18 protein-coding genes are annotated in these 20,760 nt (G+C 44.0%); 14 read left to right on the top strand and 4 right to left on the bottom strand.

The features are described from left to right. Nucleotides 1-28: 28 nt before the first annotated feature. From AAZT04_RS08265 to AAZT04_RS08275, 3 genes are read right to left on the bottom strand one after another with little or no spacing between them, the layout of a single operon-like run. Entirely contained in the window at nt 29-760 is a 732-nt protein-coding gene (locus AAZT04_RS08265) for a hypothetical protein (protein WP_015689824.1), read from the bottom strand. Nucleotides 761-764: 4 nt separating this feature from the next. Then, nucleotides 765-1,340: a DJ-1/PfpI family protein gene (locus tag AAZT04_RS08270; protein WP_015689825.1), complete on the bottom strand. Its 576-nt coding sequence runs from the start codon at nt 1,338-1,340 to the stop codon at nt 765-767. A gap of 21 nt (nt 1,341-1,361) precedes the next feature. Then, nucleotides 1,362-2,081, bottom strand: coding sequence for a cupin domain-containing protein (locus AAZT04_RS08275; RefSeq protein ID WP_047100533.1), 720 nt, complete (start codon nt 2,079-2,081; stop codon nt 1,362-1,364). Between the two features lie 914 nt (nt 2,082-2,995). Between AAZT04_RS08275 and AAZT04_RS08280 the strand changes: the two genes are divergently transcribed. The 14 genes from AAZT04_RS08280 (at nt 2,996) to AAZT04_RS08345 (ending at nt 19,590) form a co-directional block, all read left to right on the top strand. Next, complete coding sequence (locus AAZT04_RS08280) at nt 2,996-4,324, top strand: NAD(P)/FAD-dependent oxidoreductase (protein ID WP_425032317.1); 1,329 nt, start codon at nt 2,996-2,998, stop codon at nt 4,322-4,324. Nucleotides 4,325-4,397: 73 nt separating this feature from the next. Further along, entirely contained in the window at nt 4,398-5,498 is a 1,101-nt protein-coding gene (locus AAZT04_RS08285; RefSeq protein WP_049132097.1) for a mandelate racemase/muconate lactonizing enzyme family protein, read from the top strand. 557 nt (nt 5,499-6,055) lie between these two features. Beyond that, the gene (locus AAZT04_RS08290; RefSeq protein WP_258453431.1) at nt 6,056-7,696 is read left to right on the top strand and encodes an FAD-dependent oxidoreductase; all 1,641 of its coding nucleotides are present in this window, start codon (nt 6,056-6,058) and stop codon (nt 7,694-7,696) included. A 2-nt stretch (nt 7,697-7,698) separates the two neighbouring features. Continuing rightward, nucleotides 7,699-8,676 carry a D-cysteine desulfhydrase family protein gene (locus tag AAZT04_RS08295; protein WP_425032319.1) on the top strand — a complete coding sequence of 326 codons (978 nt, stop codon included), beginning with the start codon at nt 7,699-7,701 and terminating at the stop codon, nt 8,674-8,676. A gap of 32 nt (nt 8,677-8,708) precedes the next feature. Next, entirely contained in the window at nt 8,709-11,021 is a 2,313-nt protein-coding gene (locus AAZT04_RS08300; protein WP_217138373.1) for a molybdopterin-dependent oxidoreductase, read from the top strand. A gap of 80 nt (nt 11,022-11,101) precedes the next feature. Continuing rightward, the gene (locus AAZT04_RS08305) at nt 11,102-11,938 is read left to right on the top strand and encodes a transporter substrate-binding domain-containing protein (RefSeq protein WP_217138372.1); all 837 of its coding nucleotides are present in this window, start codon (nt 11,102-11,104) and stop codon (nt 11,936-11,938) included. Between the two features lie 83 nt (nt 11,939-12,021). Continuing rightward, nucleotides 12,022-12,798, top strand: a complete 777-nt coding sequence (locus AAZT04_RS08310; RefSeq protein WP_049132101.1) for an amino acid ABC transporter ATP-binding protein — start codon at nt 12,022-12,024, stop codon at nt 12,796-12,798. Between the two features lie 9 nt (nt 12,799-12,807). Beyond that, nucleotides 12,808-13,488 carry an amino acid ABC transporter permease gene (locus AAZT04_RS08315; protein WP_049132102.1) on the top strand — a complete coding sequence of 227 codons (681 nt, stop codon included), beginning with the start codon at nt 12,808-12,810 and terminating at the stop codon, nt 13,486-13,488. Beyond that, nucleotides 13,488-14,153, top strand: a complete 666-nt coding sequence (locus AAZT04_RS08320) for an amino acid ABC transporter permease (protein WP_217138371.1) — start codon at nt 13,488-13,490, stop codon at nt 14,151-14,153. The genes AAZT04_RS08315 and AAZT04_RS08320 overlap by 1 nt, the downstream gene beginning before the upstream one ends. Nucleotides 14,154-14,339: 186 nt before the next feature. Continuing rightward, entirely contained in the window at nt 14,340-15,317 is a 978-nt protein-coding gene (locus AAZT04_RS08325) for a LysR family transcriptional regulator (RefSeq protein WP_158414308.1), read from the top strand. A 302-nt stretch (nt 15,318-15,619) separates the two neighbouring features. Next, nucleotides 15,620-17,443 (top strand): molybdopterin-dependent oxidoreductase, encoded by a 1,824-nt coding sequence (locus tag AAZT04_RS08330; protein ID WP_434679662.1) that lies wholly within the window; start codon nt 15,620-15,622, stop codon nt 17,441-17,443. A gap of 478 nt (nt 17,444-17,921) precedes the next feature. Next, the gene (locus tag AAZT04_RS08335) at nt 17,922-18,479 is read left to right on the top strand and encodes an OsmC family protein (RefSeq protein ID WP_049132103.1); all 558 of its coding nucleotides are present in this window, start codon (nt 17,922-17,924) and stop codon (nt 18,477-18,479) included. Between the two features lie 183 nt (nt 18,480-18,662). Beyond that, nucleotides 18,663-19,232 (top strand): TetR/AcrR family transcriptional regulator, encoded by a 570-nt coding sequence (locus tag AAZT04_RS08340; RefSeq protein WP_024359925.1) that lies wholly within the window; start codon nt 18,663-18,665, stop codon nt 19,230-19,232. Between the two features lie 16 nt (nt 19,233-19,248). Further along, complete coding sequence (locus AAZT04_RS08345) at nt 19,249-19,590, top strand: carboxymuconolactone decarboxylase family protein (RefSeq protein WP_032693558.1); 342 nt, start codon at nt 19,249-19,251, stop codon at nt 19,588-19,590. A 127-nt stretch (nt 19,591-19,717) separates the two neighbouring features. Here AAZT04_RS08345 and AAZT04_RS08350 read toward each other — a convergent pair whose 3' ends face one another. Further along, on the bottom strand, nt 19,718-20,620 hold the full coding sequence (locus AAZT04_RS08350; RefSeq protein ID WP_434679665.1) for a LysR substrate-binding domain-containing protein: 903 nt from the start codon (nt 20,618-20,620) through the stop codon (nt 19,718-19,720). Between the last annotated feature and the right edge of the window lie 140 nt (nt 20,621-20,760).

Raw genomic sequence — 20,760 nt, forward strand, 5'->3', positions numbered from 1 at the left:
ATACAGAAAAAATTGAAATAATATTAAGTTAAGAGGGTTTCTTGACTAATTTCAAGAGAGCCTCGGTATCTAATTCATTAATTCCTTTTTGAATGGCCATTAATTTATGCTCAGGTATGTTATATCCCCAATTAGCCCAAAATGATTGAATGCCATGATCTAATGCATCAATAACATTTTGGATATTGTCATCAATAAATAGAATATCCTCGTTTTTATCGATGGCTATTGATTTTAGCAAAGTAAGAGTCTTATTTTTGTCGGTCATCCTCCCATATATTTTATTCGCGGGTATGTTTAAACCATATTTACTTAGAATGAATGATATAGACTCTTCATCCTTTCCTGATACAATATAGACATCATTAGATGTTTCAAATAAATTTGGAACATCTAATAGCGGACGGTGTAGTTCAGCCCAAAAACCAGGGTAGATACTTCTTGCCAGTTTTCTATACTGGATAAACTTATCCCTGAATATTTTCTTATCTTCAGTTGGAATTGATTCATATATAGCAGTGAATCTGTCATTATCTATAGCTTCATTACCAAATTCAGTGAATGAGGCAATAAAGTGACCGTCATGGCGTACAAAATTCCTTAATTTCCTGAACCGTTTAGCCATCAGACGTGGGATGTTTTGAAGTACATCTTGGTTAAAATCACTGAGAGGTCTGTCATGTAATACATTCCATGTAATTAGCATGCATTCGTCTACTCCATCAACCACGACCCCGTCGAAATCCATTGCTATTAACATCGAATTATACCACCAGCGGTTCTTTAAGAGTTTCGCCGCGCTTCCATCTATCTATTGCATCGAATGTCTGACGCATAAATTTTCCACATTCGGCATAATAGGAGCAAGTTATGATATTCCCGTCGACAACTACATCTGCTTCAATTACATTGGCGCCGGAATTAACCATATCGTCTTTCAGACCAACATAAGCGCAGGCGAGTTTGTCTCTTAGAATACCAGCAGAAATCATAATCCAGGGACCGTGGCAGAGCCCAGCCACAACTTTCCCCTGTATTACCATCTGCTTTAGAAAATCTTTAACTCTCTGATCTTGGCGAACTCTATCAGGCGCTTCATGACCGCCAGTGAGAATAACAGCATCAAAATCAGTGGCGTTGAGTTGATCAAAATTAATATTGTCTTTGGATCTTTTATCCATAGGAACAGTGATGCCATATTTCCCTGTCACTGCACTTCCATCCTTGGTTGCAATAGATATATCGTATCCTTCCTCTTTAGAACGATAGTAAGTATAAACTACATCGTGATCCTGAAAACCTGGGCCAGTGATTATCACTACTCGTGTCGGATTAGACATGTTATTTTCCTTCTTATTGCGTTACGGGACGTTAATTAAAAATACATTCTGACCACAATACATTTCTGAGATGGCATCTTTAGCTCGTAGGATATGAATCTTTCCCATTAGATGGCTCTTTACATCTAATGAAATAAAAATAAAATCATCCTCGTCATTCAACATGTTTCTATCAAGATTTTTTACGGAAAAGTATGCTAACTTGTGTAGATCATGTTCTCTGATCAATGTGCCAGCAGCTATCTGTTGCAAAGGAGGTAAAAGATCATGTTCCTGTGATTTCTTTTCATATGCCATATTTTTCCGGCCATAATTATCTTTAAGTCTGAGTAAGTCGAATTTGTTTCTTGGATTTTCAACTTCAATTAATTCGATGCCTGATTTCCCCGAAATAGTCTGATGGAATACACCTTTTGCAATATATATGCTGTCGCCAGATTTTAACGCCTGATGTGTACCATCAAGAAATCTGGTCTCGCCATCACCATGTAGGCATATAAGGACGGTGTCTTTCAGTATATGACAATGCATTGAAGTGGATTGATTCTTTGATATATGAAGACGCCATACGTCAAAAATAGAATCACAATAAACTCTATACTCATATCCCCATGGTTTTTCTATGAATCCATTGAGATGTAAGTCTTTCTCAAATGACTCACCATTATTTGAAGTTGAAAGTAGTATTTTGTTTATTTCAAGCAAGTCATATACATTTGGAGTCCGGTTGTGGATTTCCATATGGTCGCTCCCCCGCTAATTGAATTGCTGAATGTTGATTTCACTTCGGTCAATCGTTCTGTGATTTCAGTCTATAACGGTTATTTAGTACGAGAGAAATAACTTTTATGATGATTACCTATATTGTTTCTTTTGATCAGTCCTTCATACTCAATAACTACTGAAAACTATGCTTCTATACTTGGGGTACTGTTAGAGATGCTAGATTCTATGCCGTCAGGAGGTCATAGCTCACAAGCGATTAAGATGCTTAGCAATATGCCGAACTCGGACGGCAGCACGATACAGTTCATGATATATGTATCCGATGTTTACCAGAGGCCGCTTTGTTTGAATCCGTAAGGACAGGCTGCAGGTCAGTTCAGTAAACCAGCCTGTCTCCATCAGTAACATGCATGCCGAACCCAGGGATATTGTGGAGGCCGATACCAGCTGAGTGGTGATTGTCCTATGCGCAAAAGCTGAAGATGTCGCAAGAGTCTATCATGAGATCGAGAAAACGAAATCGCGGATAAGTGCATTGAAGAATGAAGGTACCAAAGCGAATCCGGAAAATCTGACGCGCCATTATGCCAGCTCAATGCAAGGTGCTTAAAGGATTTTCCTAGAGAGTGGGTCGTACGTTCTGCGCCAATAGCATACGTATGCCATCATGTTGCTGCCGGTCGTAAGCCAGATAAACATCGGAATAAGCACTTAAGGCACCCGAGCGTGAAAAGATAGAAGCCCGTTTACTAAGCGTGCTGACCCCAAGTCATCTTGAAATTTATAGAATCCTTTTCATCGATGTGAATTGATGCGCGAGACACACTAATGTCGTGCGTGTGGACTGATTTATTAATCCTTCATTTCATGGTTTTTATAGATAGGTCTGCTCATCTTAATTTATAAAAAATTCTCACCTGGGAGTAAGGATGTCGATTTTTTCAGGTTTACTTAATGCACAGCGAAGCCATTTTGCCGGAAAGGAGAATGCCCTTGCCTCGTCAATGTGGTTTGCTACTGCGGGTGAGTCCGTGGTAACTAAACCATTAAATAGCAACGCAAATGTCGATGTATTGGTGATAGGGGGAGGGATCAATGGTCTGACGGCAATGCTACAGCTTACAAAACTCGGCGTTGATGCAATGTTGATCGAGGCCGGTGAGTTTGGGGAAGGCGCATCTGGTCGAAATGCGGGGATGGTGAATCCAGGGCAATTTCTTGGCCCCGATGAGATAAGAGCAATATTAGGCGTCGAGTATGGCGATATCTTTGTTGATGAGCTCAGCAAAGGACCTGATTTGGTCAAAGAAATCCTTATCGAACATGATATTAATTGTTATGCAGATTTTCGTCCGGTCATCCGCGCAGCGCATGATACTAAAACTGCTCAAATGCTTCATCGTCAGGTTAAGCTTTGGTCTGATTTAGGCCAGCCTGTAGAGATTCTTGAAGGGAATAAACTCTTTGAAATTACGGGCTCACAGCGTTGGAAAACAGCCTTAATGGACTATAGGGGGTTTACTATTCAACCGTTGGCTTACGTTCGAGGATTAGCTAATGCTGTACTCAGAAAGGGGGGGCAACTTTACCAAAATGTTCGTGCCACCTCCCTTAGCAGAGAGGGGGCTGATTGGATTGTTTCTACTGTAGAGGGACATCCTATTCGGGCTAAAAAAGTCATTATGGCTACAAACGCTTACACAGGTTCTTTACATCCCGCATTTGCGCAAGTCCTTGTCACCTGTGGTGCATTTGGGGTTGCCACTTGTCCTTTGGACAAAAAGTTGCGAGGCCTCATTTTACCCTCAGGCCACTCTCTCTACGATACTCACAAGATACCGCTTTTTTTGCGTTATGACCCCGAGGGGCGATTGATGATTGGTTCACTGGGCAATCTTTCTGACGACAGTAGACGTTCGATAGAAGCTTGGGGGAAGCGGGTTTTGAAACGCCTGTGGCCTCAACTTCCCGCACCACAATGGAGCCATGTTTGGCAGGGGACAATTGGATTGACGAATCATCATCTTCCCAGATTGTTATCACCAGAAGACGGATTAATTGGAACGATAGGATGTAATGGTCGCGGTATAGCAGCAAATAGTTACTTTGGCCGAATGGTGGCGGATATAACAATGGGGCGAAAGGTGGCTCGCCCACTTCCTATTGAAAAGCAGGCACCAAGAGCATTCAAAGGCCCTCAGCAGGATGGGTTAGATCTTGCCATGCGCCTTTACCGTAATACTTTCCTTCTTGACTGATTTTTTGGGTATGGGGAAGAAATGTGCATTATTTATTATACCGTTATCAATAAAAGACCCGGAGGTAAATAAAATGAAAATCGTCAGAATTTCAGGCTTTGCGGTTAAGTATACAGTGCGTAATGGTGGATTTCGTCTGTCTGGAGGGCGAAAGTTTACTGAGTTCCCAAGTCTGATACTCCGAATTGATACTGATGAAGGGATCAGCGGGTGGGGGGAACATGCTTCCTCGGCTCAATATATGGTGGCATTGCATTCAGGTGCAATTGGCGCACTTTCCGAAATAGGTCCAGAACTGATCGGAGCCGATCCGCGCCAGCTTAAAGTTATCCATAACATCATGGATAGAGCGGTAAAAGGTCACCAGTATGCGAAAACAGCGGTCGATATAGCTTGCTGGGATATTGCTGGAAAGGCTGCGGGGTTGCCTATTGCTGACCTCCTTGGCGGGATACAGCAGAAAGAATTCCCAATGCTCAAAATGGCAGTAATGGATGAACCTGAAATTATGGCTGCCAGTTGCCTTAAATTAGCCGATGAAGGGTTCCGTACGGTACAAATCAAGATTGGTAATGATTGGCGCGCTGATGTTGAACGTGTAGAAGCCTGTCTGGAAGTTGCTCCAAAACTAGATCGTCTGGTTGTGGATGCAAACGCTAATTATATGCCACATGAAGCACTTTCTCTTTTAAATGCATTAGGGCCTAGGGATTTTATTCTCGAACAACCTTGCCGAACATTAGAGGATAATTTATCAGTGCGCCGCCGCATCACTCAGCCAATGGTGCTGGATGAATCTTTGGACAGCATTGATGCGGTATTCCGCGCACACAAGGAGGATGGATTTGATTTAGCAATGCTTAAACTTAGTCGATTTGGCGGGATACTCCCCTTAAGTCTGGTGCGCGATTGTTGTGTTGCCTGGAATCGACCTGTGACAATCGAAGATATGGCAGGAGGCGGTATTATTGCGGCAGCGTCAGCGCATCTTGCTGCGAGTACACCAGCGAGTCATTTGGCAGCTGGCTCATTCTGTACTGCCTACGTCGAGCAGACCTATACGCTGGGCGACTGGCCACAAGGGGCTATCGGACGACTCCCTTCTGATAATCCTGGGCTTGGTATTGATGTCGACTTAGAGGCGCTGGGAGAGCCAATATTTATTTACGAATAATTAATCCAGGTTCCAAATAGAGAGATGAGTCATCGCGAGATACTCAGCCGCTAATCCTTGGTAAGACAGGCTAATCACCTGATTGTCTTCAGGTGATGGTGCTTATTTCAAAAAGATAACGGTATTGGATGGCGTTTAAAATGCAACGTATCCTATTTTGGTCTTGTGATGAGATTATTTTTTATATAAGTAAATATGATGACAGGCGAGTAAGGGTTGACTATTGAATCTCTACTCACCCACCTTTTCTTATGTTTATGCATAACGTACATAATAATAACTTATGCCATTACGCTTTTTAAAATTAATCTTTAAGGATGCAGTAAGGTTAAAGTGGCCTTTACGCTAATAATACCGTGAGGTTTGTTTTATTAGTGCGCCATACGCATTAGTGCCGTGCTTGTTTTTGAATATCTAACTCAACGTAAAAATGTAATATTTGAGCTCAGGAGTTATTAACTAGGCAGCAATATGTGCTTATTTAAATGCTCATATTACTAATTGAAAGGCACCCCATAATACAAAGTAATTAAAATTCACATTTCGAGGAACAAACGATGAGGCCAGTGAAAACTACCGGTGAGGATTACGATGTCATTGTGGTTGGGTCCGGTGCCGCAGGGATGACCGGGGCACTCGCACTGGCTGTGGCTGGTCTTAAAGTGGTTGTTTTAGAGAAAAGCCATTTTGTCGGTGGCACCAGTGCAATGTCTGGCGCTGATACCTGGGTAGCAGCTAACCATATTGCTAAGGCTGAAGGCGTTCAGGACAGCCCGGAAGAAGCGCTGGCTTATATTGAAAATGCACTGGAGAGTGAAGGTTCATCACGCTTTCGGGATCATTGGAAGGCTCTTTGTGACAATGGGGGGGCTATGCTTCAAATGGTGATGAATAATTCGCCGCTTGATTTCAGATTGACTCCCGCCCCGGACCCTATTGATGTTAAAGGTGCCAAAGCATATGGGCGAAATCTCTCGCCTATGGTTCTCCCGCGTCGTCTTGCCGGGCCTTACGCCAGGAGAATTCGGCCTTCAACTTTACCTCATCTTTTTACCTTTCAGGAGATGTTTACTCCAAATCCATGGTCCAGGCCGTTCTATACAATCTGGAAAATGTGGCCTGAATTAGCTCGCAGATTACTGACTGGCCAAAGAGGGCAAGGCTCAGCGCTTATGACTGGTTTGATAGCAGGGTTTATTGCAAAAGGTGGAGAACTGCGCACCGAACAAAATATAGCCGAACTTTTGACACAAGAGGGGGCGGTGGTCGGTGTGCGGTTGAGTGATGGAAAAGAAATCAATGCCCAACATGGCGTATTAATAGCCAGTGGTGGATTTGAATGGGACCCAAAACGGTATAAGAAGCATTTTGCAGGCAAGACTGATTGGCTATGTACACCTGATTCCAATACCGGCGGCGGACTTACACTTGCAGAAAAGGTGGGCGCTGCATTGGATCAGATGACTGAAGCCAACGTACATCCTGCTTTACCCGTTCGCTATGAAGGGCGAGCGCATGGTATGCCAGTAGCATGGCATGTAGGGCCTAGCGGCATAATCGTCAATGCTTATGCCAAGCGTTTTGTGAGTGAATATGACTACAACTTAGGCGCTGTACTTAATCAGCGAGACCAAAGTGGCAATCCTCTTCATTTACCCGCCTGGGTAATCTGCGATCGGCCCTTTATCTATAGGAATTTGCCATTCGCATGGTATGCATTTCGTGCAAAAGGATGGATTCGAAAAGCGCCAACACTGTCGGCTTTAGCAAAAAAAATTGGTCTCGATCCGAAAGCGCTTGAAGATACTGTTGATACTTTTAACCACTATTGCAAACAAAATTTTGATCCTGATTTTCACCGAGGCGAGGCGCTCTGGGAGCGCATGCGTTCGGGGAACTGGAAAGCTGGCGAAAAAAACTTGTCGCTCGGAGGAATTGGCAAAGGGCCTTATTACGCAATGCCGATTAATCGCTCAATCCTTGGCACAAAAGGTGGCCCATTAACCAACGCAAAAGGACAGGTCCTTTCAACCACCGGTGATGTTATTCAGGGGCTTTATGCGGCAGGTAATGTGATGGCCAATCCAATTGGAAGTCGTGCCATAAGTGCTGGCACGACAATTGGACCGCACATGACGATGGGCTACGTATGTGCACAATCGATTATTTCTAAAACACTTTCTTATATAAAGGAATAAAGATGCATATCTTCGAAAACACAGACGGTTATAGCAGAGTGTCGCTCGCACAGTTCCCGACTCCTTTGCAGCGACTCGACAGACTATCTGAACATCTGCGGCATGAGATTTGGATGAAAAGAGATGACCTGACGGGCTTTGCCGGAGGAGGTAACAAAGTTCGTAAACTCGAATTTCTTATGGCTGAAGCATTGAAGCAAAAAGCTACGGCGGTAATCACTGTTGGCGCATTGCAATCAAATCACGCGCGCCAAACTGCCGCCGCTGCCGCTCGTCTGGGATTGGCATGCACTTTAGTTCTGGCTGAAGCCGTTGCTGGCCGAACAGATGCCTATGCCAATGGGGGGAATCTTACGCTGGACCGCCTGGTGGGTGCTGTCATAAAACGCGTACCTGCGGGGGAAGATGTGAACACTGCGGTTAATCAGGCTATTACAGACTTAGAAGCTCAGGGACATAAGGTTTATGTCGTTCCTCTGGGCGGCTCAAATATTATTGGTGCTCTCGGCTATGCAGTTGCCGGACGGGAGATTGAAGATCAAGCGCGGGCAGTTGGTCTTATAAATCCAACAATCATTACCGGGTCAGGATCTGCAGGTACTCAGGCGGGACTTATTTTAGGAACGGATATGCCGGTTCTGGGAATATCCGTTGCTGCAAACGAATCAGACTTGAAGTTAAAAATTTCCCAGATAGTAAATGAAGGCAGTGAATTAGCACAATTTCCAAATGCTGATAAAAAAGAGATAAATGTTGATGATCGCTTTGTGGGGGCAGGGTATGGGCAGCCCACTGAAGAGATGAAAGAAGCTGTGGAATTGGTTGCCCGGCTTGAAGGTATATTCCTTGACCCTGTCTACAGCGGAAAAGCAATGGCAGGCCTTATTCATCGAGTTCAATCGGGTGAGTGCTCGGGGCCAATTATATTCTTGCATACCGGGGGAATGCCGGCGCTATTTGCTTACGATGACGTTTTTTGACCCTCCCTTATTATCTGCTTTGGGTAATTAATATGACTGATATTCGTAGAGTTTCACATTGTAGTCATTGGGGAGCTTACACAATCCTTGTTGAAGGAGGGAGGATCATTGGTGTAGAGCCTTCAAAAGACGATCCAAACCCCTCACCGATTATTCATTCTATAAAAGAATGGGCAAAAACGGATCGTCGCGTACTCACCCCTATGGTTCGCAAAGGCTGGCTGGAAAATAAGAACAAAGAGACCCGCGGGCAAGAGGAATTTGTTCCGATTAGCTGGAACGAGGCTATCCGGCTCGTTGCAGGTGAGATCCAACGCGTAAAATCAGAATTTGGTAACGAAGCCATCTTTGCTGGCTCATACGGTTGGGCAAGCAGTGGCCGATTTCACCATTCGTCCACAATGCTCAAGAGAATGTTAAATCTTGTGGGTGGGTATACAGGACATGTTGATACCTATTCTTATGCAGCGGGCCCGGTCATATTACGTCATGTTCTGGGGGATACCGATGCTCTGGTTGGCAAAGGCACAACCTTTGATACAGTAGCCGAGCATAGTCAGACGCTGCTTGCTTTTGGCTCGTTAAGTCCTCGCACTGCTCAGAATGAAGCAGGAGGTTCTGCCAGGCATTCCTTTGAAACAAGTCTTCGAGAAATCACCGCGGCCGGCGTTAAGATCATTCACATTTCTCCTTTACGTGATGATATTCCTGCTTCGGCAGGCGCAGATTGGTGGCCGGTCAGGCCTAATACAGATACTGCATTGTTGCTTGCACTCTCCTGCGAAGTAGTGAAGCTAGGTCGGCATGATGCTGCATTTTTGCGTACTCACTGTAGCGGAAGTGAAGAGTTTTTAGCTTATCTTTCCGGAGATAAGGATGGAGTTGAAAAGAATGCAGCGTGGGCTGCTGAAATCACTGAACTCAATGCGGACTGGATACTAAAGCTCGCGGATCGAATTTCGACAACACGTACCATGATTGCTATGAGCTGGAGCCTTCAGCGCGCTCATCATGGTGAGCAACCTTATTGGGCGGCAATTGCTCTTGCAGCGATTTGTGGTCAGATCGGTTTGCCCGGCGGCGGAGTAGGATTTGGCTATGCATCGCTCGGTGGAGTTGGAGGGCCGGTAACGGTTGGGAAAAACCCGGCAATTTCGGCAGGCAAAAATCCTATAAATACTTTCATTCCCTGCGCGCGAATTACAGACCTTCTGCTCAAACCCGGTGAAACATTCACTTATGAGGGTAATACTCATCGTTATCCAGACACTCGTCTCGTCTATTGGGCTGGTGGTAACCCGTTTCACCATCACCAAGATCTCAATCGGTTAACTGAAGCCTTTCGTCGCCCAGAAACTATCATCGTACAAGACCCCTATTTTACGGCGACTGCACTCCATGCCGATATCATTCTTCCAGCGACCACTTCAATTGAACGCAACGACTTAGCAGCGAACACTCGAAGTGACAAAATAATTGCTATGCAACAGGCAATCCCTCCAGTTGGACTTTCGAGGTCCGATTACGACATTTTTTCAGATATTGCGGAGCATCTTGGCGTACGTGGATCCTTTACTGAAGGACGAACGGAGATGGAGTGGTTGCGATATCTATATGAGGATGCCCGGGCAGTAAACCGTAACGAACACGCCTTCGACATGCCTGAGTTTGAGACATTCTGGCTTGAAGGCTCTACACCTACGCCTGTGAAAACACATGGGGTACACCTGCAGGCGTTTCGAAGTGATCCCAGCGGTAATCCTCTCATGACAGAGTCAAAAAAGATTGTACTGACGAGTCGGCTTCTCAGCTCTTTACAATATGAGGATTGTGCAGCTCATCCTACCTGGATTGAACCTGAAGAATGGCTGGGTTCAGAAGCTGTAGGAGAGAGGCTTCATATGATTTCCAATCAACCAGAGGGGCGTTTACATAGTCAATTAGAAACTGGGGAGGCAAGTTTGTCTCATAAACGTAAGGGGCGTGAAATAGCAAGGATTTCACCTAAAGATGCCCTGCGTTTCAAGCTTTCTCAAGATAGCACTGTGAAGGTTTGGAATAGCCGGGGTGCGTGTTTGGTAACCCTTTGTGTTGATGATGCAGTGCGCCCCGGCGTTTTGGTTCTTCCAACAGGAGCATGGCTGACACAGACCGAACAGGGAAATATTGATATCGCAGGTAATCCTAATGTGCTCACTTTGGATATACCTGCTTCAATGTTTAGTCAAGGATGCGCAGCCCATACCTGTTTAGTATCCGTTGAATTAACAGCTTGTCCAGAAAAAGACGCCATCAGTGAATACAAAGCGAGAATGGATCTACTTGGCATAGGGACTTCTATTTAGGTACGCCACTCGGTGGAAGAGATTAAAAAAATCAAACGCAAAATTCGCCGGAACCTCGGCCAAAATTAAGGGGTAATAACATGAAATTTCTAGAGTTCAAGTCAAAGTTTTTCTCCATGATTGTAGCAGCGTGCGTTTTTCTAAGCACAATGTCATTTGCAACACAGACCCTGGCGAGTGATTACTGGGAAGGTGTAAAGCAACGTGGAGAGCTTCGTTGTGCGGCAGCCATTGCTGCGCCTTATGTTATGAAAAATCCAAAAACAGGTGAGTATGGTGGGGCCTATTTAGACTTGTGTAAGGAGTTTGCAGACGTACTGGGAGTTAAGGTGGTATTCGTTGATACAACGTGGGATAACATCGTAGCGGGTCTTCAGTCCGGCAAATGGGATCTGGCGCCTGCGTTAAACCTTACGCCACAGCGCGCTCTGGCTATCAGTTTCAGTGGACCGGCCGGTTACGATGCAATGACTTTCCTTTACAGAACCGATTCTGAAAAAGTTGGTCATCCTACTCCTGATTTGAAGACCTTAGACGTTCCTGGAATGAGAATAGGCGTGGTGGCAGGGACCGCTCAAGACAAAGCGGTGACTCAACGCTTTAAAAGTGCACAAGTTGTTCGCCTTCCACAACTCGCTTCACTCCAGTTAGCCATTCTTTCAGGTCAGGTTGACGTAGGTGGTTTCCCTTACGATGGTGGAGTTCTCGCCCAGAAAACGCAAGGTGATCACCTGACTTTGCTAAACCCTAAGCCAGCACTCATTAAACAAGCCATTGGTTTTGGGTTGCCGCGGAGTATGGAACCCCGTGATATTGCGGTATTTAATATCTTCCTTGAAGAGAAAGTCGCCTTAGGTGAGGTTGATGATTCGATGATTCATTATGGTCAGATAATGTTGGGTAAGGCTGACTGGTAATAAAATACCTACAAAATCATTGTCGTTTAATCAATTAAGTAAGAAGGCAAGTGTTATTACCTTGCCTTCTTAAGGATAATAAAATGCATACACCTGTATTATCTGTTCGCAATTTACGAAAACAATACTCCCCGACCGTGAAAGTCTTGTCTGGATTATCATTTGATATGAAAGCAGGGGAAAGAATAGTCGTTATCGGTCCCTCTGGTGGTGGGAAAAGCACGCTGCTTCGCTGCGTTATGGGATTGGAAAAAATCGATGCTGGTATTATTGAAATTGAAGGGCAACGTTATATTGAAGTCAACGCTGTGCATGGCAAAGAAAATTATATTGATAAACGTCTGCGTGAAAATGTGGGAATGGTCTTCCAACATTATACATTGTTTCCGCATCTCTCTGTTATTGGTAACCTTATATTATCGCCAGTCAAAGTACGAGGTGAGAGTAGGAGTAAAGCCACTGAACGAGCCATGAAGATGTTGACATTACTTGGATTGTCCGAGAAGGCACATGCATCGCCCGCAATGTTGTCCGGCGGACAGAAGCAACGAGTAGCGATAGCACGCGCTCTGTTGTTAGACCCTAAAATGATGCTCTTTGATGAAGTAACTTCAGCACTTGATCCTGAGCTTGTTGTAGAAGTTGAAAACCTCATGTTGGATTTGGCTTCTCAAAATATGTCTATGATACTCGTAACTCATGATATGTGGTTTGCAAAGCGCATTGCTACACGCGTTATTTTTTGCGCTGATGGCGTTATTGTAGAAGATGGTTCACCTGAGCAGGTTTTTGAAAACCCCAGCAACCAACGAACTCGAGAATTCCTTAAGAAAATAATGCACGTCGAAAAAATTGCATAGGAAAGTAAAATGGGAAGCTATGTTCTTAATTTTGATTTCGTTTTTGACAACCTGGGTATTCTGCTGCAGGGGATAGTGATAACATTGAAGCTAACTGCCATTTCTGGCTTCATTGGGATCGTTGTAGGTTTTTTCGTTTCATTGTTAGCCATGAGCCCATATAAATTTATTCGTTGGCCAACTATTGCCTATATAGAAATTTTTCGATGTACACCAGCTTTAGTACAATTAGTCTGGATATTTTATTGTGTACCCATTTTCTTAGGTATATATATTGATCCCATTCCAATGGCTATCCTGGCATTAAGCCTCAACATTGCCGCTTACAATGCAGAAGCTTACCGTGCAGCAATTCAGGCAATCCCCTCATCACACCATGACGCATCTATTGCTTTGGGGTTAACAAAACGTGTTTACACGCTGTATGTTGTCTTCCCTCAGGCATTTATTACTGCCATACCAGTACTCATGACGAATATGATCGGATTACTGCAACAGTCTGCACTTGTGGCCATTGTAGGTATTGCCGACCTTATGTATCAGGCTAAAAACTTGGCAACGTCAAGCTATCGGCCTATTGAAGTGTTCACGGTCGCTGCTGTAATATATTTTATGTTATCAATCCCGTTTTCACTATTGGTTACACACCTTGAAAAGGTTCTAAACCGCCGAATCAGAGGGCGTTCTTGATGCAATATACTCTTGACTTTAGCTCCTTGTTACAATATTCGGATGCCCTTTGGACGGGTTTACGTATTACACTAATCTATACAGCACTTAGTTTAATAATCGGCATTATTGTCGGCTTTCTGGCGAGTTTAGGTCGCACATCAACGAATCTATTAGTCCGAGGTGTCACCACCATCTATGTGGAGATATTTCGTGATACGCCCGTCTTATTACAATTATTTTGGTTTTTCTTTTGCTTGCCTATCATACTGGGACTGGATATTGGCAACGCAATTTCTGTTGTGATTTCGTTGTCACTCTATATGGGCGCTTTGTGTTGTGAAACATTTAGATCTGCGCAACGATCAATTGGCTCAGAACAGTTTGATGCATGCATAGCGCTTGGCCTTTCTGCCAGAGTCAAAATACTTTATGTCATTTTGCCCCAGACTATCTTGCGCTCAGTACCTAATTTATTATCCAATGCAGTGACAATCTTTAAAGAAAGCTCACTTGTTTCTACTGTAGGCATGACAGATTTGATTTTCCAAAGCCAGTTTATTGCCGACAGTACTTCCAGACCAATCGAGGTTTTAACCGTTGCTGCAGGAATATATTTTGTTATTGCGTTTACAACTACGCGTATTGCGACTTACCTGGAAAAAAGGCTAATCAGTTCACTGTGAGATATTTTTAAATTCTTTACAATGTAGAGAGACGTAGTCTCTCTGAACTCTCTCTCAAAAAAATATGATATGCTACACTTTAGAATCAAAGAGTACCGATTAAGTATAGATGTCTCCCGTTCACCGTTAGCGATTTATCGATAATTGTCGTATCAGTGATTAAAATTATTAATGAATGAGGGATTAGTGAATACTTTCAGAGCTGATAATCTTAAAAATAAGATCTCAAATCGCTTAGATCCTGAACTCTTGGGGTTGATAATGGCCTTTCTTGCTGTCGTTGAGACCGGCAGTTTTGCTGCAGCGGCTAAAATTTTAAGGCAAACCCCCTCGACAATTAGCAGAAAAGTCATACGATTAGAAGAGAGTTTAGGTGTGCGGTTGCTAAACAGAACAACACGTAGTGTTGTAATAACGGAAATTGGTGCAATTTATTTGCGTTACTGTCAGTCGATTAATGAGTTGTTAAATTCTGCCGAAGCTGAAGTAACGTCCATGACCCGATCTCCACAGGGGCTCTTAAGGATATCAATGCCCGTGGCGTTTGGTCAGCGTTATATTACCTCGCTTCTTGCCGATTTTCTGGAGCTTTATCCTAAAGTGGAAATTGAAGCAGCGTATAACGACCGTTATGTGCAAATGGTTGAAGAGAATATAGATCTCTCGATAAGGATTGGGGATTTACCGGATAGCTCGTTGGTCGCACGCAAGATAATGTCCAATCAGCGCTTGTTAGTTGCCTCGCCTCAATATATTAAAAAGTTTGGGGCACCTCAAATTCCGTCAGACCTTTCTCGCTATGATTGTATACGTTATACAAGATATCGTTCCGCTGGCAATATTTGGAAATTTATCCATGAAGGTGATGAAAGAGTTGAGCACTCAGTTACTGTAAATGGTTCGTTTCGTTGTGACGATTCTGCTGCGGTTCTTAACTATGTTTTGTCTGACGCTGGTGTCGGTATTGTCGCCGATTACCTTTGTTATGATGCATTAGTGCAAAATAAATTAGTACATTTGATGCCTGAGTGGCGCGTACTACCAGCATCAGGCATTTATTTATGCTGGCCATCAACACGTTTGTTGATGCCAAAAGTGAGATACCTCATTGATTACCTAGTCGCTCATCTTCAACACTTATCCTTTACGCCCATAAAACATTAGGCACTGCCATTACCTCTCAATTAGTCGGTAGGTAAGGTTGTTCACTAAACAAGACGGTATGCCAATGTTAATTATGATAATTACATACTCCTAACGCGTTATTTCCTTGCAGCATGCAAGGTTTTACTAAGGTAATTAGTGCGCTGTGTGCATCACACTCATGTTCAGATTGAACTGTAAATTAACATATTAATTTGTGTACACTATTACTGATCGTAAAGCACTTAAATCGCCTTTTTACCAGCGCTGGTAAATCGTTCGATCCAAAACATCATTATTATTGCCATATCAAAAGAGAGAAAATGGATATTCAACCTGAAAAAATAAAAATTGCAGGACCCGCAATAAGGGAAGGTTGGTTGCGAGGTAATCCTGGCAAAAATAATGGAAGTCGGGGTAGTGATGTTTTTGTTAAGGTCGAATGGAGCATCGTGTTTGATCTCATCGAAAGGGAAATTGAAAGGATCAAATCTTTGGGTAATTCGGTGGAAATTGCTTTTAATGCAAGCTTTACAGGATTACAGTGGCAAAATTTCCCCCATAAAATCCTCAATATCATTAACTCTTCGAAAGTAGGGATATCCCCAAAAAAGTATGCATCTACTCCAAAGGTATTCGGATTATTATCGAATCTAATCGGTTTTGACAATGCCTTGCTTTTATTGATGAAACCTATTGGTGGTAATGCGAATTTTGATTTTATTTTTAATGTGGGTATGCGCAACAACGACTCTATAAAAAACACATCACATCCACACCTGTTACAGTTTTTAAAAGCTATTCCTTTTGTTGATGCTGCACCGGTCAATGTTTTAGAGGGAAGCCAAGTATGGCTACCGCTTCGACCCGCAACTGAGTCATCACTTCTGTTAGCTCTTTGTACAGAGCTTATAAAGATTGCAGCTTCTGAATGGCGCCCCGAAAAGAGTTTGGTTAATTATTTGTGTGAAGGACATGATGGGCAAGCCTTCGATGCCACATGGGCTGAAGGCGTTTGTGGCATTGATGCTTTAATTATCAAGCAACTTGCTCTACGCCTGGCAACATCACGTGTTTTGATTAATATAGGTAATTCAGCGTCAGAGTCATCTTCTGGAGAGCAGACCTGCCGTTCCGCGCTATTATTGGCTTCTCTACTGAATAAATTTTCTCCTTGCTCAGCTTACCTCCGATTCGGAATGTTTGATAAACCAATTCAAACATCGTTGCTCAAAAATGAAGTTAGTTCAAGGTTAGATATTTTTAAGGCTACAAAAGCCGAGACGAGTCTGACACAATCTAGAATGGCGATATACTCGAATATTGATGTTTTGAAAATTCATCCTGATATCAATCATTTTTTACAGCAATGGAAAAGTTTGGATACGATTATCGTGGCGGCTGAAAATTGGTCTGTGACGTCCAGGCATGCTGATATCGTTATACCGCTCATGGTTAATTCTGGGGAAATTAACTCATACATAGGTCTCTCTGATCAAAATTTTCATATTCAAGATTTGTTTGATATATCACAAGAACCTGATTACAGTTTTGGTTTGTTTTACTCACATGAGATAAGCCCTGTTGAAAAAACTCATTCTTATCGTGAAAAATTATTGGGCATTAGAGATATTTCAACGAATAATGCGTTTCCTATGTGGGACCCAGGAATAGAATGGCTGGGTTCTCCACTTTCTCGTCGTTACTCACTACATCTTATAAAAAGTATGCGGGGTAAAACATCATTGACTGGCCGTGCCTTTTTATGGATGCATCCGAATGATGCATTGCAAAGAGGGCTATTTGAAAGTGATATAGTAAGAATATGGAACGATCGTGGTGCATGTTTAGCTGAACTAAAACTATGTTCTCATCGGCGTCCTCAAACCGTGGAGTTTCTGCCTGCCGAAGAGTTTGAACCTATTGCAGCAGGCGTACCTGGTTCTCTCGATATTGCAGGGGTTATTCAAATACTTTTACATGATGATCCGGAAGGCTATATAGGATGGGATTGCCTTGTTGAAATAGAGGCATGGCGAAATGCTGCTCCCCCTCTCCGTAATACATCCGAGCCTCGTTTCGCCATTGAGAAACTGTCTCTGTCCTTAAATAATTCTAATAAAATCATAAAATCCAAAAAATCGTAAGGGTGGGTTATAAACAAGGGGCTCGCGTTGCGGCGCCTCAGTTAAAAATTCGACCTGACCTGATCAAAAATCCGGCCCCATTCAGAAACGAGAATCCGGCGTGATATTAACTTCCCTGAGCGGAGGTTTTGCCGATGAAAAAGTCACGATTTACTGAAGAGCAGATTATCTTTGCACTCAAGCGGGCAGGGATTTTCAGGCCCGCTACGATGCCAGTTAAAACAGGTCAGCTTGTGCGGTCTCAACTCGTTCCTGTACTGTTATGTTGCAGCAGACGACAACGCACTGTGAGATCACTGCATGCCGTCTCCACTATGGTTATCGTAACGTTTACGTCCCTGTTTGTAGCTCTATCTTAAGAAGTTGCCCCCATAGTGGTAGACAACACCTCAATCTTAAAGTAATCTACCATCTAGTAGGTTGATTGCGTTTGGCACCAACCTTATCTTTGAGATCACTCGACACTTCAGGAGTTGTCATGACTAATTCAAAAAAACCTTTTGCTGACGCTAATGTTATTCGCGGTACACGAGAAGCTATTCGCCAGCAGCCAGAGCTGGGCAATCTCACCTTTAACATGAAGAGTAAATCCAACGGTGGGGTATCCGTCCGTGTGGAAACTCATGCGACTATCCAGAACGGCCAGGTTGATACCAGTCGCTCCGGAAAATTTGCTAATGTTGGCGATGAACCTGCTGATTTATCGGGTACTGATAGCGGTATGGGCCCAGCTGAGTACATTTTGCAGGCACTTGCCGGCTGTTATACCGCGACTCTGACTGTGATGGCGGCAGAAAAGGGCATTGAGCTTGATGGTATTGAACTTGACCTGAACTTCGACATTAATCTGAACGGTTTCCTGGGTCTTGACGAAAAAGTTCGCAACGGGGCGAAAGCGATCCGTGTTGGCGTTAAGCTCTCCAGTCCGACCGCCAGCCGTGAACAGCTTGATGAAATGGTTCGTGCACTGCCAGAAAGCTCGCCGATCCACGATACGTTGGCGAACCCGGTCAATATTGATACTCGGTTGGTGTAGGTAAAGCTCAGAGAGGGAAATGCCTGAACACTGTCATTTCCCTACTGCCTGATGGCTATTAACTCCGACCAAAACGCGTTATCAGAGAAGGTTAAATTACTGTTGTGAACTGATGTCCCCTTGCAGGGAACAACAGGCGCAGATAATATCTACCAACTAGTAGATTATAATTGTGAGGATTATATGTCAGTCATGACACGAGAAAGGCTTCTGAATGAAGCGGACCATCTGATGCGCGAACGGGGTTACTCTGCATTCAGCTATGCTGATTTGTCAAAGAGCATTGGTATCACTAAGGCCAGTATTCATCACCACTTCCCAACCAAAGACGTTTTGGGCGAACAAGTGGTGATTCAGGCCCATACCGATACCAAAAACCGATTTGAACAGATTGAAGCGACGGAGAATACGGTTGCGCAGATGCTTACCGCCTACGTGGAGCTTTTCATCGAAAGCTATCGCACGTCGCGTATGCCGCTGTGCTGTGCTTTGTCTTCGGAAATGGCCAATCTGCCACCGAATATCAGAGTACAGGCGACCGAATATTTCGATATGCAGATTGCCTGGTTGACCAAGATTGTCAGCCGTGGCGTTGATGCAGGGGAGCTGACTGCTGACCTGCTGCCATCAAAAATGGCTCTGCTTATTTTGAATTTATGCGAGGGCGCTAGCGTTGTTTCCCGGGCGATTAATAAGCCTGAGCTTTTCAACGATACGCTTGAACAGATCCTAATGATTGTTAAAAGAAAATAATTCTGGAGATGACCCCATGTTAGATTGGAATGAATACCGCTCAGAAGTGATGCAACGTGTTGGTGATCTGGGTAAGTTGACCCCGGAAACACTAAAAGGCGTCATGGCTTTAGGCAACGCCGGTAATAAGACCAACCTCCTGGGCGCGAAAGTGCGTGAACTGATTGCACTGGCTTGTGCTGTGACGACTCGCTGTGATGGTTGCATCGCCGTCCATGCCGAAGCTGCCGTTAAAGCTGGCGCCACAGAAGAAGAAATTGCTGAAGCCCTGGGTGTGGCAATCAACCTGAATGCAGGCGCTGCCGTTGTCTATTCCGCACGTACGCTGGATGCGATTAAGCAACTGAAAGCGCAATAGTTATCGCGTTGAAAATATAAAAGGGCATGACTGCCCTTTTTTCACTTCTGACATACATTTTCATCATGCTCTCTGGCATTAGGTCTGATATGACTTACATTGCCACTTATCAGAACGAAAACAGACTTTATTCCTCGTTAAACACATTTCTTACCCATTCGGCCAAAGCCTGAACGCCTGGTCGGTTAAGGTTTTCTCGTGGCATAATGAGGTCATATCCTCGCCCGGCGGGTATTTCTATTTCAAAAGGGGCAACCAGTCGGCCCTCATCGAGGTAATGTCGAATGAGTCGTTTTCTGCCCATGATGATACCACCGCCATTGAGTGCCGCTTCAATCGACATCTGACAATTGTTGAAGCTCAAAAAATTATCTTCAACAGGCAGGTTTTTGCCAGACTCCCTGCACCATTCTCGCCATTCGGAAAAAACATTCTGGGAGTCAACGGATTCAGACGTATGAATGAATGGGACTTCAGCTAACCAATGGTTTGCTTGCCTGATTTTTTTTGCAAGAGATGGAATACAGACGGGAACCAGCGTCTCTTCAGATAGCCGTTCGCAGTAGAGATCGGGGTATTTCAGATTACTGTAGTAGATAGCGACATCTACCCGTTCAAGATTAAAATCTACCAGACCGGCCCTCACTCTGAAATTGATATTTAGCCCTGGCCACCGTTCGGTAAATACCGTTAAGCGCGGCATCAGCCAGAGAAAAGCGAAGGTAGGTGGAAGGCCGACAGACAAGGTTCCTCTCAGCCCCTGCACGCGAATATCTTCTATTTCATCACTGATGCGTTTAAGTGAAAACGCGAGTACGCCAAGTAAACGCTCCCCTTCATCGGTCAACTGAAGCTTTCTGGTCATTCTGATAAACAGTCTGAATCCGAGCATGGATTCAAGAGAACGAATGCGTTGGCTAACGGCCCCTTGCGTCAGATTGAGGGTAGTCGCCGCCTTAGTAAAGCTCATATGCAGTGCTGCCGTTTCAAACGTATGCAATAGTGCCAGTATGTTCTGTTGAGCGAGCATTCATTATTTTCCTTCTTAATTTTTCTTATGCATTATTTACAGTAATGCATACCCCGGAATTGATCGTTTGTCCACTAAGCCCCTTGTCCTCTTTAATTGGCCTAACAGACGTCCTGACAACAACGATGAGGGGAATATCT

It is taken from the genome of Serratia sp. Je.1.23.a (assembly GCF_051129805.1).
Classification (GTDB): Bacteria; Pseudomonadota; Gammaproteobacteria; order Enterobacterales; family Enterobacteriaceae; genus Serratia; species Serratia liquefaciens.